Origin of the sequence: Priestia endophytica DSM 13796 (assembly GCF_900115845.1) — a bacterium.
Lineage (GTDB): Bacteria > Bacillota > Bacilli > Bacillales > Bacillaceae_H > Bacillus_I > Bacillus_I endophytica.
Map to the genome: position 1 here is coordinate 197,277 of NZ_FOXX01000002.1, position 26,143 is coordinate 223,419.

The 26,143-nt window shown below is 37.8% G+C and carries 25 protein-coding genes; 22 read left to right on the plus strand and 3 right to left on the minus strand.

Annotated features, from left to right (window positions below):
- The first annotated feature begins 196 nt into the window (after positions 1 to 196).
- From BM012_RS05375 to pyc, 3 genes are all read left to right on the plus strand, one after another.
- On the plus strand, positions 197 to 478 hold the full coding sequence (locus tag BM012_RS05375) for an Fpa/YlaN family protein (RefSeq protein ID WP_019393013.1): 282 nt from the start codon (positions 197 to 199) through the stop codon (positions 476 to 478).
- Between the two features lie 315 nt (positions 479 to 793).
- Positions 794 to 1,984: an FtsW/RodA/SpoVE family cell cycle protein gene (locus tag BM012_RS05380; protein WP_061803558.1), complete on the plus strand. Its 1,191-nt coding sequence runs from the start codon at positions 794 to 796 to the stop codon at positions 1,982 to 1,984.
- Positions 1,985 to 2,167: 183 nt separating this feature from the next.
- Entirely contained in the window at positions 2,168 to 5,617 is a 3,450-nt protein-coding gene (pyc, locus tag BM012_RS05385; protein ID WP_061803559.1) for a pyruvate carboxylase, read from the plus strand.
- Positions 5,618 to 5,647: 30 nt separating this feature from the next.
- Here pyc and BM012_RS05390 read toward each other — a convergent pair whose 3' ends face one another.
- Complete coding sequence (locus BM012_RS05390) at positions 5,648 to 6,556, minus strand: COX15/CtaA family protein (RefSeq protein WP_061803560.1); 909 nt, start codon at positions 6,554 to 6,556, stop codon at positions 5,648 to 5,650.
- A 516-nt stretch (positions 6,557 to 7,072) separates the two neighbouring features.
- On the opposite strand from BM012_RS05390, the gene cyoE reads away from it, so the two are divergent.
- The 7 genes from cyoE to BM012_RS05425 all read left to right on the plus strand — a co-directional run bounded on the left by cyoE (position 7,073) and on the right by BM012_RS05425 (position 14,225).
- On the plus strand, positions 7,073 to 7,993 hold the full coding sequence (gene cyoE / locus BM012_RS05395; protein ID WP_061803561.1) for a heme o synthase: 921 nt from the start codon (positions 7,073 to 7,075) through the stop codon (positions 7,991 to 7,993).
- A gap of 126 nt (positions 7,994 to 8,119) precedes the next feature.
- Positions 8,120 to 9,175, plus strand: a complete 1,056-nt coding sequence (gene coxB, locus BM012_RS05400) for a cytochrome c oxidase subunit II (protein WP_061803562.1) — start codon at positions 8,120 to 8,122, stop codon at positions 9,173 to 9,175.
- A 32-nt stretch (positions 9,176 to 9,207) separates the two neighbouring features.
- Positions 9,208 to 11,070 carry a cytochrome c oxidase subunit I gene (gene ctaD, locus BM012_RS05405; RefSeq protein WP_061803563.1) on the plus strand — a complete coding sequence of 621 codons (1,863 nt, stop codon included), beginning with the start codon at positions 9,208 to 9,210 and terminating at the stop codon, positions 11,068 to 11,070.
- The gene (locus BM012_RS05410) at positions 11,071 to 11,694 is read left to right on the plus strand and encodes a cytochrome (ubi)quinol oxidase subunit III (protein WP_061803564.1); all 624 of its coding nucleotides are present in this window, start codon (positions 11,071 to 11,073) and stop codon (positions 11,692 to 11,694) included.
- Positions 11,695 to 11,697: 3 nt separating this feature from the next.
- Complete coding sequence (ctaF, locus tag BM012_RS05415; RefSeq protein ID WP_061803565.1) at positions 11,698 to 12,024, plus strand: cytochrome c oxidase subunit IVB; 327 nt, start codon at positions 11,698 to 11,700, stop codon at positions 12,022 to 12,024.
- A gap of 67 nt (positions 12,025 to 12,091) precedes the next feature.
- On the plus strand, positions 12,092 to 13,006 hold the full coding sequence (gene ctaG, locus BM012_RS05420) for a cytochrome c oxidase assembly factor CtaG (protein WP_061803566.1): 915 nt from the start codon (positions 12,092 to 12,094) through the stop codon (positions 13,004 to 13,006).
- 64 nt (positions 13,007 to 13,070) lie between these two features.
- Positions 13,071 to 14,225, plus strand: coding sequence for a GNAT family N-acetyltransferase (locus BM012_RS05425; RefSeq protein ID WP_061803567.1), 1,155 nt, complete (start codon positions 13,071 to 13,073; stop codon positions 14,223 to 14,225).
- A gap of 20 nt (positions 14,226 to 14,245) precedes the next feature.
- Here BM012_RS05425 and BM012_RS05430 read toward each other — a convergent pair whose 3' ends face one another.
- Complete coding sequence (locus BM012_RS05430; protein WP_019393024.1) at positions 14,246 to 14,626, minus strand: YugN family protein; 381 nt, start codon at positions 14,624 to 14,626, stop codon at positions 14,246 to 14,248.
- 219 nt (positions 14,627 to 14,845) lie between these two features.
- On the opposite strand from BM012_RS05430, the gene BM012_RS05435 reads away from it, so the two are divergent.
- From BM012_RS05435 to BM012_RS05450, 4 genes are all read left to right on the plus strand, one after another.
- Positions 14,846 to 15,268 carry a CBS domain-containing protein gene (locus tag BM012_RS05435; RefSeq protein ID WP_061803568.1) on the plus strand — a complete coding sequence of 141 codons (423 nt, stop codon included), beginning with the start codon at positions 14,846 to 14,848 and terminating at the stop codon, positions 15,266 to 15,268.
- Positions 15,269 to 15,485: 217 nt separating this feature from the next.
- Positions 15,486 to 16,514, plus strand: coding sequence for a CAP domain-containing protein (locus tag BM012_RS05440; protein ID WP_082802535.1), 1,029 nt, complete (start codon positions 15,486 to 15,488; stop codon positions 16,512 to 16,514).
- Positions 16,515 to 16,570: 56 nt separating this feature from the next.
- A complete protein-coding gene (locus tag BM012_RS05445) occupies positions 16,571 to 17,335 on the plus strand; it encodes a sporulation protein YpjB (RefSeq protein WP_061803569.1) in 765 nt (254 codons plus the stop codon).
- Positions 17,336 to 17,415: 80 nt separating this feature from the next.
- A complete protein-coding gene (locus BM012_RS05450; protein WP_061803570.1) occupies positions 17,416 to 18,096 on the plus strand; it encodes a zinc metallopeptidase in 681 nt (226 codons plus the stop codon).
- Between the two features lie 28 nt (positions 18,097 to 18,124).
- Here the strand turns inward: BM012_RS05450 and BM012_RS05455 are convergent, their stop codons facing one another.
- The gene (locus BM012_RS05455; protein ID WP_061803571.1) at positions 18,125 to 18,997 is read right to left on the minus strand and encodes a YitT family protein; all 873 of its coding nucleotides are present in this window, start codon (positions 18,995 to 18,997) and stop codon (positions 18,125 to 18,127) included.
- A 174-nt stretch (positions 18,998 to 19,171) separates the two neighbouring features.
- Here BM012_RS05455 and BM012_RS05460 point away from each other — a divergent pair, with 174 nt between their 5' ends.
- From BM012_RS05460 to panC, 8 genes are all read left to right on the plus strand, one after another.
- Positions 19,172 to 19,507 (plus strand): nucleotide pyrophosphohydrolase, encoded by a 336-nt coding sequence (locus BM012_RS05460; RefSeq protein ID WP_019393030.1) that lies wholly within the window; start codon positions 19,172 to 19,174, stop codon positions 19,505 to 19,507.
- 1 nt (position 19,508) lies between these two features.
- On the plus strand, positions 19,509 to 20,309 hold the full coding sequence (gene dapB / locus BM012_RS05465) for a 4-hydroxy-tetrahydrodipicolinate reductase (protein ID WP_061803572.1): 801 nt from the start codon (positions 19,509 to 19,511) through the stop codon (positions 20,307 to 20,309).
- Positions 20,310 to 20,324: 15 nt separating this feature from the next.
- Complete coding sequence (gene mgsA / locus BM012_RS05470; protein WP_061803573.1) at positions 20,325 to 20,741, plus strand: methylglyoxal synthase; 417 nt, start codon at positions 20,325 to 20,327, stop codon at positions 20,739 to 20,741.
- On the plus strand, positions 20,741 to 21,874 hold the full coding sequence (bshA, locus tag BM012_RS05475) for an N-acetyl-alpha-D-glucosaminyl L-malate synthase BshA (protein WP_061803574.1): 1,134 nt from the start codon (positions 20,741 to 20,743) through the stop codon (positions 21,872 to 21,874). The genes mgsA and bshA overlap by 1 nt, the downstream gene beginning before the upstream one ends.
- A 5-nt stretch (positions 21,875 to 21,879) precedes the next feature.
- Positions 21,880 to 23,064 carry a CCA tRNA nucleotidyltransferase gene (locus tag BM012_RS05480; RefSeq protein ID WP_061803575.1) on the plus strand — a complete coding sequence of 395 codons (1,185 nt, stop codon included), beginning with the start codon at positions 21,880 to 21,882 and terminating at the stop codon, positions 23,062 to 23,064.
- On the plus strand, positions 23,034 to 24,023 hold the full coding sequence (locus BM012_RS05485) for a biotin--[acetyl-CoA-carboxylase] ligase (protein WP_061803576.1): 990 nt from the start codon (positions 23,034 to 23,036) through the stop codon (positions 24,021 to 24,023). Before BM012_RS05480 ends, BM012_RS05485 begins: the two co-directional genes overlap by 31 nt.
- Before the next feature lie 184 nt (positions 24,024 to 24,207).
- On the plus strand, positions 24,208 to 25,041 hold the full coding sequence (gene panB, locus BM012_RS05490; protein WP_061803577.1) for a 3-methyl-2-oxobutanoate hydroxymethyltransferase: 834 nt from the start codon (positions 24,208 to 24,210) through the stop codon (positions 25,039 to 25,041).
- 20 nt (positions 25,042 to 25,061) lie between these two features.
- Positions 25,062 to 25,919 (plus strand): pantoate--beta-alanine ligase, encoded by an 858-nt coding sequence (panC, locus tag BM012_RS05495; RefSeq protein WP_061803835.1) that lies wholly within the window; start codon positions 25,062 to 25,064, stop codon positions 25,917 to 25,919.
- Positions 25,920 to 26,143: the final 224 nt, after the last annotated feature.

A 26,143-nucleotide genomic window follows, 5' to 3' on the forward strand; every position in this document is an offset into this window, starting at 1 on the left:
CTGCAAATTATGAATGTTCTTAATAAATCAACGATCTTCGTTAGAAGCCTATTTTATGAATGTAAAAAGACTTTTATTTTTCAAAACTGTTCTTCTTAATTTAGAATGAACTACTTGTTTTTTCTTGCAATTTAGTTCGTTTAACTGTATGATTTATAGATAGAATAGGAAATCGCTCGGGAACGGAGGGATTAATTTGACGCCTGAGGTTGCAGTAGATCATCGTGAAAGAGCATACGCACTGCTAAAGGCGGATGCGGAGAAGATTTTGAAGCTTATTCAAGTTCAAATGGATAACTTAACAATGCCGCAATGTCCTCTTTATGAAGAGGTTTTAGATACACAAATGTTTGGCTTATCACGTGAGATTGACTTTGCGGTAAGACTGCATCTTATCGAGGAAGATAAGGGGAAACAACTATTAGATCGCCTAGAACGCGAGCTATCAGCCTTACACGAAGCCTTTACAAAAAAATAAGAAGTATAAAAACTCAAACTTAGGCTCAGTCGGTTTGAGTTTTTATCATTTTACGTTATAAGAGGGCAATAATCCCTAGTTTCGTTCTCTCTCATTCAAAAGTAGGAGATTTCTTATTTCATACATAAAGGAATTTGTGCCTAAAAGGAAGAAAAGATAAAAATAAGAACTTTTTGTCTATAGTGCTCAACTTTCAAAAAGGACAGGTTTTAGACTTACTTAGAAAGGGATATACCCTACACACATGCTGCACCTTACTTATAACACAGACAACTTTTTCATCTCAACGATGTTGAAGGGACGAGGGAAGAGACTATGTTTAAAAAGATGTTTCGAAACTATGACTATTCAATTATTATTGCGCTTGTTCTTCTGTGCTCAATTGGTCTTGTAATGGTTTACAGTGCAAGCGTGATTACGGCTGTTTCAAGGTATGATTTTGCACCTGATCACTTCTATCAAAGGCAGAAACTCTCGTTGATTATCGGAGCGTTGGTGTTTTTTGTGACGATGATTATTCCATATCAGCTTTATGCTCGCTTTATTAAAGGAATATTAGCACTCGTCGTTGTTGGGCTCTTTCTCGTGAGTATATTTGGACACGTTTCGAACAATGCCGCAAGTTGGCTACGTTTTGGCGGCTTGAGTATTCAGCCTTCTGAATTTGTAAAACTTGCCATTGTCTTATATTTGGCAATGGTGCTTGAAAAACGACAGCCATATCTTAATGATTTTAAAAGGGCATTTACAGGACCGGTTTTAATCGTTATATTTTTAACTGGATTAATCGCTGTTCAACCAGACTTTGGGACAGCCATGATTGTAGTAGGGATTGCTGCTGCTGTTCTTCTTTGTTCTGGCATTGATAAGTATACGTTTAGAAAATTTTTGGCTCTTGGTGTTGGAAGCGTGCTCGTTATTCTACCAATTGCTTGGATGTCAGGCTATATTTCAGCAACAAGAATTGCCCGTGTAACAACAATGTTAGATCCATTCAAAGATGCATCAGGTGATGGTTTTCAGCTTGTTAATGCATATATAGCGATGGGCTCTGGAGGATTTTTTGGAGCTGGTCTTGGCCAGAGTGTGCAAAAGTACGGATATCTCCCAGAATCACATACAGATGCTATTATCGCCATTATTGCAGAGGAATTAGGATTTGTTGGTGTAGCTACGGTCTTATTTCTCCTTGCATTTATTATTATTAAAACACTGCTTCTCGCGAAAAAATGTCAAGATGTTTATGGAAGTTTAATTTGTATTGGAATTGCCACAACAATTGGAATTCAAGCTTTTTTCAATTTAGGTGGAATTACAGGTGTTATTCCCCTTACAGGTGTTCCACTTCCTTTTGTGAGCTACGGAGGAACATCAATTTTACTTCTACTAGCCTCAATGGGAATTGTTGTTAATATATCTATGTTTACAAATTATCGAAGTAAGAAAGCAGAAGGAGAGGAATCACCTTTGCGAGCTGTAGATTCAAAGACAGAGCGTTCTTTTTAAAAAAATAGGTGAATTTTTTTGTCGAAAAACCACGAAATGTAAGCGTACATTTTCGTGGTTTTTTGACATGTTATTCAGAAAATTTACACATAACCCTTGTGAGCATTAAAAAGTTCAAGTAATATATCTTCATATAGCAATTTTTTTGATGTACAGTTTTTGATGTAAAGGGGAGAGGGTAAAATGAGCACAGTAACAAAAAATATTGGGAAAGTTTTAGTTGCAAACAGAGGAGAAATAGCAATTCGGATTTTTCGGGCTTGTACAGAGCTGAACATTCGAACGGTTGCTATTTATTCGAAAGAGGATACAGGATCCTTCCACAGATATAAAGCAGATGAAGCATACTTGGTTGGTGAGGGGAAAAAACCAATTGATGCTTATCTTGATATCGAAAATATTATTGAAATTGCTAAAGAACATAACGTCGATGCGATTCACCCAGGATACGGTTTCTTATCAGAAAATATCCACTTTGCAAGACGCTGTGAAGAAGAAGGACTAACTTTTATTGGACCAAAAAGTAAACATTTAGATATGTTTGGAGATAAAGTAAAAGCTCGTCACCAAGCAGTAAGCGCTGGGATTCCTGTTATTCCAGGAACAGATGGTCCTGTTTCTTCCCTAAGCGAAGTTGAAGAGTTTGGTGAAAAATACGGCTATCCATTGATGATTAAAGCATCTCTAGGCGGCGGTGGTCGTGGAATGAGAATTGTCCGCAGTCATTCAGGACTAAAGGAAGCTTATGATCGAGCAAAATCTGAAGCAAAAGCAGCATTTGGAAATGATGAAGTATATGTTGAGAAATGTATTGAAAATCCAAAGCATATTGAAGTGCAAATTCTTGGAGATCATGATGGAAACATCGTTCACTTGTATGAGCGTGATTGCTCTATTCAGCGTCGCCATCAGAAAGTAGTGGAAGTTGCGCCAAGTTTATCGCTTGGTGAAGATCTTCGCCAAAGAATTTGTGACGCAGCAGTTAAGCTGGCAAAAAACATCCAGTACATAAACGCTGGAACCGTTGAGTTTCTCGTAGCTGGAGACGAATTCTACTTCATTGAAGTAAACCCACGTGTACAAGTAGAGCATACAATTACAGAGATGATTACAGGGGTCGATATTGTACAATCTCAAATTCTAATTGCTGATGGTTATTCTTTACACGAAAATGCGATCGGAATACCATTACAAGAAGATATTAAAACAAACGGCTATGCGATCCAATCTCGTGTAACAACAGAAGATCCACAAAACAATTTTATGCCTGATACAGGTAAAATTATGGCCTATCGTTCAAGCGGTGGTTTTGGAGTTCGTTTAGATACAGGAAACAGCTTTCAAGGAGCCATTATCACACCGTACTATGATTCACTTCTTGTAAAAGTAACAACATGGGCTTTAACTTTTGAACAAGCTGCAGCTAAAATGGTTCGAAATTTAAAAGAATTCCGAATCCGTGGAATTAAAACAAACATTGCCTTTTTAGAAAATGTTGTAAAGCATGAAAAGTTTTTAAAAGGAGATTATGATACATCATTTATTGATGCTTCTCCAGAGCTTTTTGTGTTTCCTAAACGAAAAGACCGTGGAACGAAAATGCTTTCTTATATCGGAAATGTTACAATTAATGGATTTCCTGGAATTGGAACGAAAAAGAAACCGGTTTTTGAGAAGCCACGTGTTCCAAAAATTTCAAGCAGTGAGCCGTTTGTAAACGGAACTAAACAAATTTTAGATAAAGAAGGCGCAGAAGGGCTTGTAGAGTGGGTAAAACAACGAAAAGAAGTTCTTCTTACAGATACAACGTTCAGAGATGGCCATCAATCATTGCTAGCAACGCGCGTGCGTACACACGATTTGAAAAAAATTGCAGAACCAACATCGCGTTTGCTTCCTGAACTATTTTCAATGGAAATGTGGGGAGGCGCCACATTTGATGTTGCTTACCGCTTCCTTAAGGAAGATCCATGGGATCGCTTAATTGAACTTCGTAAGCAAGCACCAAACGTACTGTTTCAAATGCTTCTACGCGCATCAAATGCGGTTGGTTACAAAAACTACCCTGATAATGTTATTAAAGAGTTTGTGGAAAAGTCAGCACAAGCAGGGATTGATGTTTTCCGTATTTTTGATAGCTTGAACTGGGTTGATGGTATGCGTCTTGCAATCGATTCTGTTCGTGATACAGGTAAGATTGCAGAAGCGGCAATATGCTATACAGGGGACATTTCAGACCCAACTCGCCGTAAATATAACCTAAACTACTATACAGACTTAGCAAAAGAGCTACAGGAGTCAGGAGCCCATATCCTAGGCATTAAAGACATGGCTGGATTATTGAAGCCTCAAGCAGCATATGAACTTGTATCAGCTTTAAAAGATAAAATTGATATTCCAATTCACTTACACACGCATGATACAAGCGGAAACGGAATCTTCACATATGCAAAAGCTATTGAAGCAGGAGTCGATATTGTCGATGTAGCAGTAAGTTCAATGTCTGGTTTAACTTCACAGCCTAGTGCAAGCACGCTTTACTATGCGCTTGAAGGAACGGACAGAAAGCCTGGGGTAGCTGTTGAGAACCTTGAAAAGCTTGGACACTATTGGGAAGATGTTCGCAAGTATTACAGTGCATTTGAAAGTGGAATGAATGCTCCGCATACAGAAGTGTACGTTCATGAAATGCCTGGTGGACAATATAGCAATCTGCAGCAGCAAGCAAAAGGCGTTGGTCTTGGTGAGCGCTGGGATGAAGTGAAAGCTATGTATGCTCGTGTAAACGAGATGTTTGGAGATATTGTGAAAGTAACGCCTTCTTCAAAAATTGTTGGAGATATGGCACTTTATATGGTGCAAAACAACTTAACAGAAGATGATGTATATGACAGAGGAGAAACGCTTGATTTTCCTGATTCTGTTGTTGAGTTTTTTGAAGGTTATCTTGGTCAGCCTCATGGTGGTTTTCCAAAAGAACTTCAGCGCATCATTCTTAAAGGACGTGAGCCAATCACAGTACGTCCTGGCGAGCTGTTAAAACCAGCTGATTTCAAAGAGATTCGTGATACCTTATTCCATAAGCTTAACAGACCTGTAACAAGCTTTGATGTTATTGCATCTGCTCTATATCCAAAAGTATTTCTAGATTATCAAAAAACGCTTGAACAGTTTGGTGATATGTCTGTATTAGATACACCAACATTCCTTTACGGCATGCGTTTAGGAGAAGAAATTGAAGTGGAAATTGAGCGTGGTAAAACGCTTATTGTTAAGCTTGTATCAATTGGAGAGCCTGCAGCAGACGGAACGAGAGTCGTTTATTTTGAGCTTAATGGTCAGTCTCGTGAAGTTGTGATAAAAGATGAGAATATTAAATCAACTGTTGCTACTAAGGTTAAGGCAGATAGACAAAATCAGAGCCATATTGGTGCTTCAATGCCAGGTACGGTTGTGAAAGTCCTTGTTGAAAAAGGAGAGAAAGTCTTAAAAGGTGATCATTTAATGATTACAGAATCAATGAAGATGGAAACAACAGTACAAGCTCCGTTTGATGGTGTCATTACAGAGATTTATGCTAAAAACGGTGAAGGAATTAGTACTGGTGATTTATTGGCGGAAATTCAAAAATAAAAAAAGCGACGAGTTCTCTCGTCGCTTTTTTTATTGTATACGTTTTTTCTTTTTATCTCGACTTGCTACCATTACTAAATAACTTAGAACTCCGAATAGACAGCTAATAAATAATGAATGTGAGAGGGAGAAGAAAAGGCTTAGTTTTGTGTAGACAACAAGCACTCCTGACAATGCTTGCAAGCAAACAAGTACAAGTGATGCTAACCATCCATAATAAATGTTCTTTTGATCTCTATAATGTTTTGCTGCATGAATGAAAGCGATCAAAATAAGAACAAAAATAAGACCAGCGGCCATTCTATGGGCCATTTGAACCCATTCGTTAAATTGTGTTGGCATATTCGTTCCATAGCAGAACGGTACATCAGGACAAGCAAGACTTGATTCTGTATGACGAACGAACGCTCCTGAATATACGACAATAAAACTATAGGCTAATGTTCCATAAATAAATCCTCTCATTGGTTTGCCGATAGATACGTTATCAGCATCAAGTTTTTTATCCACTTCAAAAATTAATAGGGTAAGAAGAAGAACAGAAGCAAATGAAACAAGAGAAACACCAAAGTGTAAAGCCATAATGATATCTGATTGTCCCCAAACTACTGCGCCTGCTCCAAGAAGTGCTTGTAGGATAAGGAACACAAGAGACATGATTGCTAAGAACTTTGTTTCACGGATATGTCCAATTACAATCCATGACCAAATACATAAAGCCAGGACGATAAAACCGCCGACTCCTGTTACTACACGGTGAGCAAGCTCAATGATAAGCTCAGGAGTAATATTACTCGGAATAAGCTCTCCGTGGCAAAGTGGCCAAGAACGTCCACAGCCCATGCCAGACCCGGTCTTTGTTACGAGGGCCCCACCTAATAAAATAAACAACATCGCAAGTGTTGTAATAACAGATAATACTTTTAAACCGCGTTGCAAATTATTCACCATCCTCATTGTCAATAGCATCTTTTGTTAAGTATGTTGTTGTGAAATGTTATAAAGGCGCTTCTTTATCCTATCATAAATTCTTTTATGAAAAAGACAAGAAAAAAGGAAGAGGTGCAGGAAAAAAAACGTTTACCACAGAAATGTAAACTTATAGAAAATAGCTAACTTTTAACATGAAAGCGCTACATTTTGTGGTATGCTAAGAGAAAAGCATTAAAAACTCTCCAAGATTACGCTCGAGATTAGTCCTTTCACATATTCCATATCCATTTTAGAGGTTTTTATAGAAAACAATCAACAATAGAATAAGAGATTTGTTTGTTTGACATAAAAAGTCCATATTTTTTTCATATTTCTTTCACAATTATCGACAGAACTGCGCTAATCAACTTCCTATGTTAAAAATACTAAATTAAGCTCATATGTTTATAACCTTGCAAAGAGCAAGATACACCTCTGTATAGCCTGAAGTAGCTTTATGTAAGTCAAAAGGGGGGAGAGGAAATGGATTATTCCACAGAATCCGTATCATTGCCACCACAGAATCCAGAAATTAAAACAACAGTTTGGCAAGAGTTTTTAACTGTTATTAAAATTGGCATTGTAAATTCAAGTATGCTCACTACATTTACAGGTTTTTGGCTTTCCCTCAAGTTTAATGAAAAACCTTTTACTGAGCATATAGACCTTGCTTTCTTCACCCTAGTAGGTTCAGCGTTTATTATCGCGGGATCTTGTAGCTTAAATAATTACATTGATCGAGATATTGATCCTCTTATGAAAAGTAAACAAAAAAGACCAACTGTTACAGGTCGATTTCATCCTTTAACTGTATTACTTATTGGGCTTGGATTGACAGCAACAGGACTTTTTATGCTGTTAGCTGCTCATGTTATAGCCGCTCTTATTGGAGTAGTCGGCATTCTTACATACATTTTTTTCTACACCATGTGGTCGAAACGTCGCTATACAACAAATACAGTCATTGGGAGTATTTCAGGGGCTGTTCCTCCGTTAATAGGGTGGGGAGCTGTTGATCCTACATTAAGTCTTGAAGCCTGGATTCTCTTTTTGATTTTATTCATTTGGCAGCCTCCCCATTTTTTCGCACTTGCCATTTTGCGAGCTGAAGAGTATAGAGCTGCTAAAGTTCCAATGTTACCTGTTGTTTATGGTAATAGACTAACAAAGCGACAAATGATTGTATGGATAACTTGTTTAATTCCGCTACCTTTTTATCTTTATGAGTTAGGCATAACATTCGTTGTTATTGCATCTATTTTAACAATAGGTTGGCTCTTAATAGGAGTAAGTTTATATTGGAAATTAAAAACTGAAAAATGGGCTAGAATCATGTTTGTTTATTCTGTTAACTATGTCACGTTTCTTTTTGTAAGTATGATTTTAGCTAGCTTCTTTACTTAATTTGTTTCTTCTTTACTTTTTATATAGAAGAATAGGAAGCGTTTTTGTAAAGGTTTAAGATTCTTTTTAAGAAAACGCTTTTATCTCGAAAGTTGATTTGAAAATAAAAGAATAGGGGGATAGAACATGGGAAAATGGCGCCTATTATCTTTGCTCAGTTTTGTTGTCCTGTTTCTTTCTGGCTGTGGGGAGCCTTTTATATCAACGCTTACCCCAGCTGGTGAAGTAGCAGACGCGCAGTATGAACTTATGCTTTTAAGCACCGCCATTATGGTTCTAGTCGTTGTAGTTGTGACAGTTATTTTTATCTACGTTATTATTCGTTTCCGACGAAAAGGAAGAGAAAGCTATCTTCCAAGACAGGTAGAAGGAAATCATAAGCTAGAAATTTTGTGGACCGTTATTCCGATTTTATTGCTTGTTGTTCTTGCTGTACCAACTGTTTCTTACACGTTCAAATTAGCGGACACAAGGGAAATGAAGAACGCGAAAGATCCAGAAGATGCGGTGGTTGTAAACGTAAGAGCTAATTTATACTGGTGGGAATTTGAGTATAAGAACCAGAAGATTGTTACTTCTCAAGACCTTGTTGTGCCAACAGATGAAAAAGTTTATTTTAATTTGCAAGCTTCAGATGTAAAGCACTCTTTTTGGATTCCAGCTGTAGGAGGCAAGCTTGATACAAATACAGATGGAACAAACAAGTTTTATTTAGAGTTTGACAGTAAGAGATCTAAAGAAGCAGGAAACGTATTTTATGGGAAATGTGCTGAACTTTGTGGGCCTTCACATGCATTGATGGATTTTAAAGTAAAAGCGGTTGATAGAGAAAGTTTTGATCAATGGGCTAAAGATCTAGCAAATACTAAACCTGAAGTAACAACAGCAGAAGCGAGCGCTGGAGAAGAAGTATTTAAGCAAAACTGTCTAAGCTGTCACGCGGTTGATGCAGGAGATAAACGACCTGCTGAAGCAAGAACAGCTCCAAACCTGGCGGGCTTTGCAGATCGTGAAAAAATTGCTGGTGTTTTAGAACACAATGAAGAAAATCTGAAAAAATGGATTGAAAATCCGGAATCAGTCAAGCCAGGAAATAAAATGACAGGAACATATAAAGAATTAACTCCAGAACAGGTTGATGAATTAACACAATACTTACAAACATTGAAGCTTAAAGAATAGCACAATTCTAAAGTAAAGGAGGATGTTCACGCGTGAGTACATTAGCGAATACAAAACCTAAGTCTGTTTTATGGGATTACTTAACAACAGTTGACCATAAAAAAATTGCCATTCTTTATTTAGTTGCAGGCGGTTTTTTCTTTATTGTTGGTGGCATTGAAGCAATGCTTATTCGTATTCAGCTTGCTGTTCCTGAGAATACGTTTGTTGGAGCTGATACGTACAATGAGCTGATGACAATGCACGGAACCACGATGATTTTTTTAGCTGCCATGCCACTTATATTTGCCCTTATGAATGCCGTTGTTCCTTTGCAAATTGGAGCGAGAGATGTTGCTTTTCCATTTTTAAATGCGCTTGGATTTTGGCTGTTTTTAATGGGTGGAATCTTTCTTAATCTTGGCTGGTTTTTAGGTGGAGCTCCTGATGCAGGATGGACGTCTTATGCATCTTTATCCTTGTACTCCCCTGGCCATGGTATTGATTTTTATACGCTTGGTTTACAGATTTCTGGGGCAGGAACGCTCATTGGTGGGATTAATTTCTTAGTAACAATTATTAACATGCGTGCTCCTGGCATGACATATATGAGGATGCCTCTTTTTACATGGACCGTTTTTGTTGCTTCGGCCCTCATTTTATTTGCTTTTCCACCGCTAACTGTTGGCATTTTCCTTATGATTTTTGATCGCCTTTTTGGTGCTAATTTCTTTGATCCGACTCTTGGTGGAAATACAATTATTTGGGAACACCTTTTCTGGATATTTGGTCATCCTGAAGTATATATTCTTATACTTCCTGCATTCGGTGTTTTTTCAGAAGTATTTGCAACATTTTCAAGAAAACGCCTTTTTGGATATACATCAATGGTATTTGCCATTGTGCTTATTGGATTTTTAGGATTTATGGTATGGGTTCACCATATGTTCACAACAGGACTTGGTCCAATTGCAAACGCAATATTTGCTGTTGCAACAATGGCGATTGCTGTACCAACCGGAATTAAAATCTTCAACTGGCTTTTAACGATGTGGGGCGGAAGTATTTCATTCACAACACCAATGCTTTATGCTGTTTCCTTTATTCCTTCTTTCGTTTTAGGAGGCGTAACAGGGATTATGCTTGCAGCTGCTCCAGCTGACTACCAATATCACGATACATACTTCGTTGTTGCTCACTTCCATTACGTGATTGTTGGTGGTGTTGTGCTCGGTCTTCTAGCTGGTGTTACCTACTGGTGGCCGAAGATGTTTGGAAAAATGCTTGACGAGAAACTTGGGAAAATTACATTCTGGCTATTTTTAATCGGTTTTCACCTTACATTCTTTATTCAGCATTTTGTTGGATTAATGGGAATGCCGCGCCGCGTATGGACATTCTTAGATGGGCAAGGATGGAATACAGCAAACTTAATCAGCTCAATTGGTGCTGTGTTTATGGCTGTTGCTGTGCTTGTTTTAGTGATTAATATTATTAAAACGAGCATGAGCAAACAACAAGCAGATGGCGATGCATGGGGAGATGGGCGAACACTTGAATGGGCTATTCCATCTCCACCGCCTGAATACAATTTTAAGCAAACACCTCTTGTTCGTGGTCTTGATCCATTGTGGATTGAGAAGATGGAAGGCAGAAAGGAAATTGTTCCAGCTGAGCCAGTAGGAGACATTCATATGCCAAATGGCTCTATTTTACCGCTTTTAATGTCCCTTGGACTGTTTATTGCGGCAATTGGATTTCTTTATCGAAATGACTATGCTTGGGGAGATCCAATTGGAGCAGGAGGGTTATTTATTACATTCGCTTCTATGTTTCTAAGATCTTGGATTGATGATCATGGCTATCATATTCATAAAGAAGAGCTTATAGATGAAGAGGAAAAGGAGGTTAAATAATTGAGCGCAGAGGAAAAGTTAACAAGAGAAAATTTCCCTGAATCTCCTGAAAAAGCAACGCTAGAAGGAAAGAACAAGTTTTTAGGATTTTGGCTCTTTCTTGGTGGCGAGACCGTTCTGTTTGCTTCTTTATTTGCGACATACTTGGCTCTAAAGGACTCCAATGCTGGAGGAGCAACGTCTCAAGATTTATTTGAGCTTCCAATTGTATTTATTGCCACCATGTTGTTATTAACAAGCAGTTTAACAAGTGTATACGCGATTTATCATATGAAAAACTTCCAATATCGTAAAATGCAGATTTGGTTTATTATTACAATTTTACTTGGTGCAGGATTTTTAGCACTTGAAATCTATGAATTCAATCACTATGTACACGAGTTTGAGTTTACATTTAAAAGCAGCGCATTTGGATCTGCTTTTTATACGCTTGTTGGCTTTCATGGAGGGCACGTTGCGGTTGGGTTAGGCTGGTTTATTACTCTTTTAATCCGCAATGGAAGAAGAGGGCTAAGCTTATACAATGCGCCTAAATTCTATGTTGCAAGTCTTTATTGGCATTTTATCGATGTTGTCTGGGTCTTTATTTTCACAGTCGTATATTTAATGGGAATGGTGGGATAAAACATGACGACAGAAGAAAAAAATTTAAGAGGCGATTGGGAATACCGCCTTAAGAAAAATAGGGATGAGATGAGAATGCAAGTTGTCTCTTTTGCCCTTATGCTTTTTTTAACATTAGTCGCTTTTTTTGCAGTCTCCTACGATAAATACTCCGCTTGGTTTATCGTACCGTTTATTTTATTGCTTGGAGTTGTGCAAGTGGTCTTTCAACTTTACTATTTTATGCATATGAGTCATAGAGGTCATGGAACAGCAGCATTCTTTTTGTACTCAGGTGTTTTGGTTGCTTTCTTAACAGTACTGACATTTTTAACGATTGTTTGGATTTGAAACTACAAAAAGGATCAGCAGTATGCTGATCCTTTTCTAACATTTATGCAGAGAAAGGAGAAAGAACATGTCTAATCTTGATATATTTGGCTTTCGCGCGCTTTTTAGTCCTTATTTCTTTCTGTTTCTTGTTTTTATTACTCTTCTTTATTTTCTCATAGTCAATAAGGGCTACAGTCGATTTGGGAAAGGGAAAAAAACTTCATGGCAAACGAAAATGTTTTTTGTACTAGCAATAGTCACTCTATATATTATTAAAGGAAGTCCTGTTGACCTTCTTAGTCACCTTATTTTTAGTGCTCATATGACGCAAATGGCTCTTTTATATTTAGTTGTGCCGCCTCTTTTTATTCTTGGTATTCCATCATGGGGATTTGAAGCAGTGCTATTTAATAAGTGGGTTAAACCGCTCTTTTCATTTGCTATAAAACCGCTTATTTCTCTTATATTATTCAATGGTGCTTTTTCGTTTTATCATCTTCCTCTTATCTTCGATTTTGTGAAAACAAATGCTTTTATACATGGCAGTGTAACAAGTTTTCTTTTTGTTGCTTCTTTTTGCATGTGGTGGCCTCTTATGAACAAAGTAAATGAAAATGACATGTCAGGGATTAAGAAAATAGGTTATATTTTTGCTAATGGGGTTTTACTGACGCCTGCATGCGCGCTTATTATTTTTGCAGATACTCCGCTTTACGAGACATATACCTCTCCTGAGGCATGGTTACAGGCAATGTCGCTTTGTGTGCCAGTGGATATGTTAGGTTCATTAAATATATCAGGTCCAGAAATGTTTAACACGCTTCCGCCGTTAGAAGATCAGCAGCTTGGTGGGGTTTTGATGAAAATTATTCAAGAAATTGTATATGGTTCTATTTTAGCGTACGTCTTTTTTGGATGGGCACGAAGAGAGCGAGCAAAAGATGCTATCTCACCGCTTCCCGACGATTTTTCCCCTTCTGAGCATATTGGGAACAAATAGAAACGTTTGAAAGTCATTCTACCTCGCTTTACAATATAAAGGAAAAGCAAAGGGGGAAGAAAAGATGAATGTAGAAAAACTAATAGATGAGAGAGATTTTAAAAAATCAATTGAGCTATCTGATTATGCTTTTCAGCGGGGGTTTACAGAGGAAGAAAAAGAACTTCGTCTTCAGAGAATGCAGGAAAACTTGGTGCTCGGCATCAAAAAAGAAGAAGAACTTGCAGCAAATCTCCAAGTCCTTTCATCAGAAGTATGCATAAATGGGGAATATTATTCGATGGGAGGCATTGCAAGCGTTGGGTCTTATCCAGAACATCGCCGGGGAGGACTTGTTACAAAGCTTTTGGAAGCTTCATTTGTGGAGATGAGGAAAATGGGCCAAGTTATTTCTTATCTTCATCCATTTAAAGTAAGTTTTTATCGCAAATATGGATACGAAATTTTTGCAGACGAAAAACAGTATACAATCGAAAATGTGGATCTTAAACGATTTCAAGAAGGAGAAGGACATATCGTACGACTTTCTTTTGAAGAAAGTTTGCCAGCGCTTCAGTTTTTATATGAAAAAGTACAGAATCACTATAGCGGAACATTAAACAGAACAGAGAAGTGGTGGAGAGAGCGGATTTATAAAGAAGGAGATTACTACATAGTATGCAAAAATAAGGATAATCAAGAGGAAGGGTATCTCCGCTATGAAATCAACAACCGTACTATGATTGTACATGAGTATGTAAGCATCACCATAGATGCCAAAAAGTCTATATGGAATTTTATTTGTCAACACGATTCAATGGTTGATAAAGTCACAATCAAAGCAGCAAAGAGTGATATCCTTGCCCACCTTTTGGATAATCCTCGTATTGAACAAAAAATATGGCCGTATTTTATGGCACGAATTATAGATGTTGAAAAGTTTCTATCTCTTTACAAGCTCAGCACGAAAAGAGAACTCCTTCTGAACGTTCAAGATAGTTCGGCTCCATGGAATGAGGGTACTTATGCTATTTCTGACGGAAAAGTGGAGAAATTGAAAGATGGAGGGCAAGGAGGATTAAAGCTTTCTGTTGGTCCTTTGACTGCAATTTTGCTAGGGTATGTAACACCAATAGACCTTTATTATGGAGGACAGATTCACGGTGATATTTCAGATGTGGAAGCGCTACAAGAAGCAGTAAAAAACGTGAAACCAACTTATTTTCCGGACTTCTTCTAAAATAAAAAAGACGAAAGAGTTTAAACTCTTTCGTCTTTTTTACTTTGTTGTAAACTTCCAAGTTCGCCTTCAATATCAAGAAGCAGTGATTCGCATTGTTCGACAAGATGAGCAGGAAATGTTTCGCCTTCACCGTATTCCACTCCGTGTGGATAATAATGTTTACCAAGAAGAGGAGTTAAAAGTTGTAAAGTTGCTTTATGTGCCCCTACATCGCCTTCAATCACAAAAGCTTGGACGCGCAAGTAGTACGTATCAGATTGAATCTCAAATTTTCGATCGTATGTAACACGTTCATAATCCCAGCCCTCTGCTCGAATAAGACCGTGCTTTTCCATGATGTAATCAAGGCGATCAAGTGGAGCGGTTAGACCATCGAAATCAACTTGTTCAAAACGCAAAAGACTTCACTCCTTTTTATCAAACATATTCTTTTCTTAATCATAGTATGTATGGAAAAAACTTTCAATGAAAACGTTCTCTTTATAGATATTTTTTTCAAAAAAACAGCGTACATAAGGTGAAAGATTTAACTCATACTAACTACGGGAAGAGGTTCCTCATAGTTTTGGAAAGCTTGGAATTTTCCTAAAAAACAACGAGAAGCGAGGAGAAAACGAATGGAAACTGTACGCGATATTATGAGTCATCATACGGACTGCTGTACAACTCAGGATAATATCTATGAGGTAGCTGTAAAGATGAAAGAACTAAATGTTGGAGCTATCCCTATTCTTGACGGAAATAATCTTGTAGGGTTAATTACAGACCGTGACTTAGCAATTCGTGCGATAGCTGAAAAAAGACCAAATTCTTCTCAAGTTACAGATGTCATGAGTCCTAATTTAGTAACAGTAACACCAAACGATTCATTAGAAAAAGCAGTTTCTTTGATGGCAGAGCATCAAGTTCGTCGTCTACCTGTTGTCGATAACAACAAGCTTGCAGGAATTGTTTCATTAGGAGACATAGCATTAAATCAGTACTCAAACGAAAAAGCAGGTTTAGCGCTTGTGGAAATTTCGAAAGAACTAAACTTTTAAGAAGCCGAACTAGTGAGCGACAGAGAATATCTGTCGCTCTTATTTTGTAACCCGTTTTCAAAAAGCTAAGAAGGTTATAATAAGAAATATTCACTGTTTTAAAAGGGAGAATAAAAGCAAAAAACATAAAAAGAATGTATGATACATAATAAGAGCGAAAATAATAAGCTGTTGAACATACATGATATATTAGTGTAGACAGAGAGAAGGTGGAAAGTTGAGAAAGATATTGTTTGTAATTGCGGTTATCGCTATTTTTTATGCGATAAGCAGCATACCTTTTAAATTCAACGATGAGGAAAAAAATCAGCAGAAGGAAGAAGCAACATTTAGTGACCAAAAAGAAGAAGCATCAATAAGTAAAGAGTCTATTTTATCTTTAATTGGTAAAAATAAAGATGATGTTTCGGAACGCTTTGGTAAACCAGACCGAATCGATGAATCACAATATGGTTATAAATGGTGGATCTATCGTTCTTCGCCTTCTTCATATATGCAAATTGGTGTGGAAAAAGATAAAGTTGTTATGGTATATACAATTGGTGATAACGTCGATGTAGAGCCTTATTCCATTAATGAAACGAGACAGGAAGTGATGAAAGATACACCTGTTTCTCCACAAGTTCAATTCAACTATAAGGGAAATATGTATCAATTTGAAATGTCTGAAGCAGATATGCAGATGAAACCTCTTATTCAATACGAGGACGTATTTGTACAGCTTTATTTTGATCAATATACAAACAAAATATCAAGTATAAGAGCAATGGATGCTAAGACCTTGATCGAACAGCGTCCTTATGAGCTCACATATCGAGGAGAGCTTATAAGTGCAGAAAAACCTTCTAAAGAGATTCAAGAAGAGATTCAGCATGGAAATGAACAACAAATTTTTGATATTACAAACGTGATTCGGGTTAGGCATGGCCTAAATGAGTTAGGATGGAGTGAAGGAGCTGCTAAAGTAGCATATGGACACAGTACAGATATGAAAGAGAATAATTACTTTGATCACGTTTCTCCAACGTTTGGAAAATTAGCTGATCGCCTAGAAAAAGGAGGCGTATCCTATGATACAGCAGGAGAAAATATTGCTGCCGAGTATCAGGATGGCATTGCAGCTGTTGAAGGTTGGCTTAATAGCGAAGGGCACAGGAAAGCTATGTTAAATCCAGATTTTGATAAGCTTGGAGTCGGTGTTAATGAACAATATTACACACAAAATTTCATTGCTGAAAGAAATTAGACATGGTCTAAACTCGTCCTTTCTTACATAAAGTTTAGTAGTGAGGAGGGACGAACATGAAGCGATGGATAACGTTATTCTGCATGATTCTTTTGTTGCAAAAAGGAGTGACTGTGCAAGCAGAAAGCAGTTGGAGTACGTTGAATGAACTTGCCGACCAGGCTTTGTCCTTAGCGCAGCAGGAGCATTATAAGGAAGCCATCACATTTATGGACCGTTTTAATGACGAGCTGACTCCAGTAAATAGAGAAAGTTTGCATATTTCAACAGAGCAGTTTCGAATTTTACAATATAGTCACAGTCTTGCGTTACAAGCGTTAGAACAAGGAAACAGCGAAGAAGAACCAAGTTCAAAAGTGATGCAGTTCCGACTTTTGGTCGACGCGCTTCAAACGAATCATCAACCACTTTGGACAGAAATGGAAGAAGAGATGTTAAGTACTTTTGGGAAGTTAAAGGAAAATGCTGAAACTGGCGATCAGGTTGCATTTCAAGAAGATTTAGCCGTGTTTTTGCAGCAATATGATCTTATTCTTCCAAGTGCACAAGTTGATCGCAATCAGCAAGATATTGAGAAAATGAATGATCACGTTGCTTTCCTGAACAATCAAAGCCTTGAGGCGATGAGTGATGGAGAGAAAGAAGCTTATTTCAAACAAATTGAAAAAGATCTTCAAACGCTTTTTGAAAAAGCTCCCTTTCAATCTGATGTTTCTCCATTTTGGGTAATGATGACAATAGGAAGTATTATTGTGACGACTCTTCTTTACGTTGGCTGGCGCAAATATATTGGAAGCCAGACGATTCATAGTTCTTATTAGAGGAAGGCAAATTTTTTGACATGAAGCGCTTCCTTTAATAGAATGAGGATAAGTAAATTTAACTATGTGGAGGCGTATAAATGGGAATGCTCATTTATTTTATAATCATCATCTTAGTTCCAATTTTAGCGAGTTGGAAAGTAAGAAGTGCTTACAAGAAATACTCTAAAGTTCATAGTTCTTCAAATATGACAGGAGCAGACGTTGCTCGTCGTATTTTGAACGACAATGGAATTTATGATGTTACAGTTGAACCAGTTGGCGGAACTCTTTCAGACCACTATGATCCACGTGCAAAGGTTATTCGCTTATCAGAGGATAATTACTATGGCACATCAGTAGCAGGAGCAGCTGTTGCAGCCCATGAAGTAGGGCATGCGATTCAAGACCATGAAAGCTATGCGTTTTTAAGACTTCGTCATTCACTTGTTCCAGTTGCTAATATCGGTTCGAATTTTTCTTGGATTTTGATTTTTATCGGGATTATAGCAGGAATGTCAAATCTTCTGTTATTGGGAATTGTATTTATGCTAGCCGCTGTAGTATTCCAAATTGTTACACTCCCTGTTGAGTTTGATGCGTCAAATCGGGCAATGGCTCAGCTTGTTTCTTCAGGGGTAATTCGAAATGATGAGGAACGCCGCACGCGTAAAGTGTTAAATGCAGCAGCTTTAACATATGTAGCAGCAGCAGCTGTCGCAGTGCTTGAGCTCGTCCGACTTGTTTTAATTTATACAGGAATGTCAAATAGCGAAGAATAAGAAAGAGCCGTCCAGCTGGACGGCTCTTTTAACGTTGTAATGGCATCTTATTTTCATCAAGTGTGAAACCTTCTCCAAGCACGTCATGAACGGTTGTGAAAGCAACGAAGGCATGTGGATCAATAGATGTGACAGCTTGCTTTAACCTAAATACTTCGTTTTTCCCGACAACACAATAGAGGACGTTCGTATCTTGTTTAGAAAATGAACCTTGGCCTTTTAAAATTGTGACCCCTCTGTCCATCTCCTTCAAAATACGTTCTGCAATTTTATCGTTTTCCTTTGAAATAATTGTGGCACCTCTTGCTGTATAAGCACCTTCTTGCATCACGTCAATAACGCGTGCAGCAACAAACACAGCAACAAGCGTGTACATTGCTTCTCTAAAATCTAAATATGTAATAAGTGAAAGAGCAATAACACCAAAATCAAACATAAACATCGTTCGCCCCATATTCCATCCTACATATTTATTTACAAGGCGAGCGATAATATCGACACCGCCTGTTGTACCTCCAAATCTAAAGATAATTCCGAGCCCAACTCCAATGAAAACACCTGCAAATAGAGCAACAAGGGTCATATCGTTTTCGAGATGAAAATTGATAGGAAAACGCTGGAATATCCAGAGAAATAGTGAAAGCCCTACCGTTCCAAGAATTGTATAGATAAAGGCTACGCGTCCAAGCAATTTCCATCCAATGAAGAAGAGTGGAATATTTAAGACAAGGTTAGAATAAGAAGGATCAATCTTAAAAAGGAAAAATAATAGCAGGGTAATACCTGTAAATCCTCCTTCAGCTAAATTGTTTTGCATGTTGAAATTAACAAGACCAAAGCCAAAGATAGCGGTTCCAAACAAAATAAATACAATGTTAGTTATGCGCACTCCTTTAAGCATAAAGCCCCTCCTTTTTAACGTAGTATTCAACACCTATCCTACCATAGAAAAGAGAGTTGATAGTGACAATTGCTGTTTTTAAAGCTAGAATAATTGTCAAGAACGTTCTCATTCGCTAACATATGAACAGAGGAAGCGTTTTTACAACTCTCTTAGTATGAACGAGGTGAAACAATGGAAAACAAATCAATGAAAAGAATGCAGCAAGAGGTAGACGAATATATTGGTCAATTTAAAGAAGGCTATTTTAGTCCTCTTGCGATGATGGCTCGTCTGACAGAAGAGCTTGGTGAACTTGCTAGAGAAGTCAATCATTATTATGGAGAAAAACCGAAAAAAGATACAGAAAAAGAAAAAGCAATGGAAGAAGAAATCGGAGACGTTCTTTTTGTGCTTATTTGTTTAGCCAACTCGTTGAACATTAGCTTAGAAGAATCGCATAATCTTGTGATGAATAAATTTAATACGCGTGATGCGAATCGTTGGACGAAAATTGAGGAGGATAAGTAAGATGAATAAAGTTAAAGTTGTAGTAGCAGGACCACGAGGACGGATGGGGATAGAAGCCCTTCACTTAATGAAAAATACGGAAAATTTTGAGCTTGTAGGAGCTATTGATCGTATTAATGAAGGAAAGAAAATTAGTGATGTAGAAGGATTACCGGCAATTGATGCTCCTATTTATACAGATATTCATACATGCTTAACAGACACAAAGCCAGATGTTTTAGTTGATTTGACAACACCTGAAATTGGACGATTACATACGAAAACTGCCCTTAGCTTTGGAGTGCGCGCTGTTGTAGGTACAACTGGTTTTTCTGAAGAAGATTTAACAGAGCTTAAAGAAATGGCAGAAGAAAAAGGGGTAGGCTGTATTATTGCTCCTAACTTTGCAATTGGTGCGATCTTAATGATGAAGTTTTCACAAATGGCAGCTCGTTATTTTTCAGACGTAGAAATCATCGAGCTTCACCATGACCGCAAACTTGATGCTCCGTCTGGAACAGGGATTAAAACAGCAGAGCTTATTTCTCAAGTACGTGAACCAAAGAAGCAAGGGCATCCTGAAGAAAAAGAAATTATAGAAGGAGCACGTGGAGCAGAATTTGATGGAATACATCTTCATAGCGTTCGTCTACCAGGTCTTATTGCACATCAAGAAGTGTTATTCGGACGTGACGGAGAGTCATTAAAGATTCGTCATGACTCTTATAATAGAGCGTCCTTCATGTCAGGTGTTGAGCTTTGTGTAAACACGGTAATGAATATTGATACACTTGTTTATGGACTTGAAAATATTATCGAATAGAAGGCGGGAGAAGAGATGAAAATTGCGCTAATTGCTCATGATAAGAAAAAAAATGATATGGTCCAATTTGTGACGGCATATCAAGAAGTTTTAAAAGATCACGAACTTTTTGCAACAGGTACAACAGGTCTTAGAATTCAAGAAGCAACAGGCCTTGATGTTCATCGCTTTCAATCTGGTCCTCTTGGAGGAGACCAAGAAATTGGGGCAATGGTTGCTAACAATAAGATGGATATGGTCCTTTTTTTCCGTGATCCTTTAACAGCTCAGCCTCATGAACCAGATGTAACGGCGCTTATTCGTCTTTGTGATGTATACGCGATTCCCCTTGCAACAAATATGGGCACAGCTGAAGTACTTATTCATGGGCTTCATCGTGGAGATTTGAAGTGGCGCACAATTGTTCATGAAGAGCAGAAAGGAAATCTTTAATGAAATTGAAAATCGGTATTGTTTGCTACCCTTCCGTTGGTGGATCTGGAATTGTAGCAACAGAACTCGGCAAATTACTTGCTGAAAAAGGACATGAGATCCATTTTATTTCTTCAAGCATGCCATTTCGTTTAAATAAAGTGTATTCAAATATCTACTTTCATGAAGTAGAAGTGAATCAGTATTCTGTTTTTAAATACCCACCATATGATTTAGCTCTTTCAAGTAAGATTGCAGAAGTGGCAAAGCGTGAGAAGTTGGATCTTCTTCACGCTCATTACGCCATTCCTCACGCTGTTTGTGCTTTCTTAGCAAAGCAGATGGTTGGGGAGCATTTGAAAGTTGTCACAACCTTGCATGGAACGGATATTACTGTACTCGGCTATGATCTCTCCTTGAAGAGTATTATTAAGTTCGCGATTGAAAATTCCGATGAAGTAACAGCTGTGTCCTCTTCACTTGTTAAACAAACGTATGACCTTATCGCTCCTCAAAAAGAGATTCATACGATTCATAACTTTATTGAACAGAAAGAAGAAACGGGTGAAGATGTTTCACTGCTTAAAAAAGAATATGGAATTAAAGAAGGAGAGAAAGTCTTTATTCACGTTTCAAACTTTAGACAAGTGAAGCGGGTAACAGATGTTGTGCGGGCTTTTTATCATGTTCAACAAAGAGTTGATGCGAAGCTTTTACTTGTTGGAGATGGCCCAGAGATGACGGCTGTTTGCTATCTTGTTAAAGATCTTGATATTGTAGATAAAGTTCTTTTTCTCGGAAAACAGGAAAATGTGGATGATCTTTATGCCATTAGCGATCTTAAGCTTCTTCTTTCTGAAAAAGAAAGCTTTGGTCTTGTTTTATTAGAAGCAATGGCTAACGGCGTTCCGTGCATTGGGACAAATATTGGCGGAATTCCAGAAGTTATCGAAGATGGGAAAACAGGCTATATCTGTGAAGTTGGTAATTACGAAGAAGCTGCCGAAAAAGCTCTATTTCTCTTACAAAACGATAGTTTGTATGAAGAAATGTCGGCTTCTGCTCTTCGTTCCGTATGGAGTAAATTTTCTTCAAAAGATATCGTCGCGCAGTATGAGGAGCTTTATGAAAAAGCGTTAAACAGAGTGAGGTGAACACCATGAGAGACCCTTTTATAAAACCTTTAGCAATCTTACATAAGCTTCAGCAAAACGGTTATTTAGCATACTTTGTTGGAGGGTCTGTTCGCGATTTTATCATTGGCCGTCCTATTGGAGATATTGATATTGCTACTTCAGCAAGACCAGAGGATGTTGTTCGTTTGTTCCCGAAAGTTATTGAAGTTGGCATTGAGCATGGAACAGTTGTGGTTGTCCTTGAAAATGAACCATATGAGGTCACAACATTTCGGACTGAAAGTGATTATAAAGATTTTAGACGTCCTGAGGAAGTTACGTTTATTAGTTCGCTTGAAGGAGACCTAGAACGACGTGACTTTACAATGAACGCTATTGCAATGGACGAGAATGAAACCTTAATTGACCCTTTCGGTGGAAGGGATGCTATCAAAAGGGGTATCATTGAAACGGTGGGAAACGCAGACGAGCGTTTTAGTGAGGATGCATTGCGTATGATGAGAGCTGTGCGTTTTATGAGTCAGCTTTCATTTACAATTACTCCTGATGTAAAAGAAGCAATAAGAAGAAACCGCCATCTTTTACAAAATATCGCAATGGAGCGCATTTCAGTTGAGTTTCAAAAACTCATGCTAGGAAATAAAGCTACAGAGGCTTTTCGAACAATTGTAGACACAGGATTGCTTGAGGTTTTGCCTCTTCATGAAAAGAAGGAGCTTATAGAATATGACTGGACGACCATCAGTGAAGAGACCTCAGCATGGTCGCTCCTTTGTCTGATTCTAGAAGTAGAGGATACCGCTCTATTTTTAAGAAAGTGGAAGCTTTCGAACAAAAGAATAAAAGAAACGGAAAAGACGGTCGTTTTTTACCGTTCTATAAAAGAATGGACTCCTTTTGCTATTTATCAAAGTGGATTAGAAGTTGCGTTAAGAGTAAATCATCTAAAAAGGATTTTACAAGGCGTACAGAGTGAAGAAGAGAAAATTCGATTGATTTATGAATCCCTTCCTATCTATTCTCCTAAAGATATCGAAGCAAATGGAAAAGATCTTGTTTCATGGGGCAATCGTGCTCAAGGTCCGTGGATTGCACAATGCATCCAAGAACTAAGCGAAAACATTGTTTGTGGCAAAATAGAAAATGATCGGAACGTGATTAAGGAGTGGGTAAGCAAGTGGAGTCTGAAATTCGACGAAAGTTGTTAGAAATGTTTACCACTGGAGAAGAAGAGTATGTGTCAGGTCAGAAAATAAGTGACGAACTTGGCTGTTCACGTACGGCAGTTTGGAAACATATCGAGGATTTACGAAAAGATGGATATGATCTTGAAGCTGTTAGAAGAAAAGGGTACAAGCTTATTAAAAAGCCAGAGCTTGTTACGCCAGATGCTCTACGGCTTGGATTAGATACAAAGAAGCTTGGCCAAAATATTTGTTATAGAGAAACAGTTGATTCAACTCAAAAGGTTGCACATCGCCTTGCACAAGAAGGATGTGAAGAAGGAACACTTGTTATTGCAGAAGAACAGGTTGGTGGACGTGGGCGGTTAAATAGAGCATGGCATTCTCCAAAAACAACAGGCATTTGGATGAGTCTGGTCTTGCGTCCACAAATTCCTCCTCATGAAGCACCACAGCTTACACTGCTTTCAGCTGTGGCTATTGTGCAAGCAATTGAGGAAATTACAGATATAAAAGTAGATATTAAATGGCCCAATGATATCTTAATAAACGGAAAGAAGCTCGTTGGTATTCTAACTGAAATGCAGGCGGATGCTGACCAGATTCATTCTGTTATTATCGGTATGGGAATTAATGTGAATCAACAAGAAGCAGATTTTAATGATGAGCTTTCTTCTATTGCCACATCGCTTTCTATTGAAAAAGGTGAAAAAATCTCTCGTGCAACACTTGTACAAGCTATTTTAAAGAGGTTAGAAGAACTTTATTATCAATATTTAAAAGCAGGATTTGCGCCGATTAAAATTCTGTGGGAAGCATATGCTATTACAATTGGCCGAAACATTATTGCACGAACGTTAAAAGGCTCAATTGAAGGGTTAGCAAAAGGTATTACTCCTGAAGGAACGTTAATGCTTGAAGATCTTGAAGGGAAAATGCACTATATTTATTCTGCTGATATTGAGCTTAGTAACGATAAGTAGTGGTAAAAAAGGGATTTTTCTCTTATAATGACGAGTGAAAGAGTAGTATCTACATGAACTACATCTTTCACTCTTTTTTATTGAAAAGAAATACTATTCTGCCTTGATCCGGGCATGGACTAGGACAGAGGAATGACAAACCAGATGGTTGTTCATTTCTCTCCACTTAAAGGAGGAAGCGAACATGAGAACAAGAGACAGCTTTATGAAAATGAAAAAGGAAAAAGAGCCAATTGTAATGCTAACAGCTTACGATTATCCATCTGCTCGTTTAGCAGAACAAGCGGGCGTTGAGATGATTCTTGTTGGAGATTCTCTCGGGATGGTTGTACTTGGATATGAGTCAACAATTCCTGTTACGGTAGAGGATATGATACATCATACAAAGGCCGTAAAAAGAGGAGCAGGCAAGACGTTTATTGTGACAGATATGCCGTTTATGTCATATCACACTTCAAGAGAAGATGCACTAAGAGCAGGAGCCGAAATAATGCGCGAAAGTGGTGCACATGCTTTGAAGCTTGAGGGAGCAGGTGAAACGCTTAGTGTTATTAGAGCTTTAACAGAAGGAGGCATTCCTGTTGTAAGTCATTTAGGGCTTACTCCACAAACAGTAGGCGTACTTGGAGGCTATAAAGTACAAGGAAAAGATGCTCAGTCAGCATTAAAGCTTATTGAAGATGCGAAATGTGCTGAAGCCTCAGGAGCTATTGCAGTTGTGCTTGAATGTGTCCCATATCAGCTTTCAAAACGAATTACAGAGGAACTAGAGATCCCTGTCATTGGAATTGGTGCTGGTTCATATACAGATGGGCAAGTTCTTGTTTATCATGACGTCATTTCTTATGGAGTTGAACGATTGCCTAAGTTTGTGAAAACGTACGGAAATGCAAATGAATATATTGAAAAAAGCTTACGTGAGTATGTCAGTGATGTAAAAGCAAAAATATTCCCAAGTGAAGAGCATTCTTTTACGATGAAAGAAGAAGCGCTTTTTTCTCTTTATGGAGGGAAGTAAGCATGAAGACAGCCATAGGTATGAAAGTTATAAAAACTGTAGAAGAAATGAAGGAATTTGTAAGAGAAGAGCGTAAAAGTGATCGGACAATTGGATTTGTGCCAACAATGGGTTTTTTACATGAAGGACACTTGACGCTTATTAAGAAAGCTAAAAAACAAAATGATACTGTAATTTTAAGTATTTTTGTTAATCCGACTCAGTTTGGTCCTAATGAAGATTTTGAAAAATATCCAAGAGATGAACAGCGTGACCTTACTCTTGCAGCAAAAGAAGGAGTTGATATTGTTTTTCTTCCTTCTGTTGATGAAATGTATCCAACATTCCCGACAACGAAACTTACAGCTATAGATCGTACTAACGTTCTTTGTGGAAAAAGTAGACCAGGACATTTTGATGGAGTTGTAACTGTCCTTTCAAAGCTATTTCATATAACAATGCCAGATAGAGCTTATTTTGGTTTGAAAGATGCTCAGCAAGTAGCCGTAACAAAGGGGTTTATAGAGGATTATTTCTTTCCAATTGAAATTATTGGTGTTGAGACAGTGCGCGAAGAAGACGGTTTAGCTAAAAGTTCAAGAAATGTTTATTTAACGGAAAAAGAAAGAGAACAAGCTCCTCATTTATATGAAAGTTTGCGAAAAGCAAGTACGCTTGTCGAACAAGGGGAACGAGATAAACAAAAGATTAGAGAAAGCATTCTGACTCACATTAATGAGCATACAGATGGAGAAGTTGATTATGTAGAACTTTATCGCTACCCATCATTAGAAGAGATAACAGTTCTTGAAGAGAAAATAATTATTGCCATCGCAGTGAAGTTTTCCCAAGCACGCTTAATTGATAACGTGATTCTAGATATTAAAAAAGTGATGTAAAAGGAAACAGGCTTGAAATAACTGAAGTTGGTAATGCTAGTAAATAGAAGTCTAAAAAGAGAGGAAGAAAAAACAATTTTGTTTTTCTTCCTCTCTTTTTCACAAGAGCAATGGACATCAAACAATTGCTTAAACAGGAGCCAACTGTTAAAATTTTAGAGACAGTAGTCGCCATTGCTTTTCTCTATAACTTAGCCAATCGGCAATAGTTCATATTTAATAAC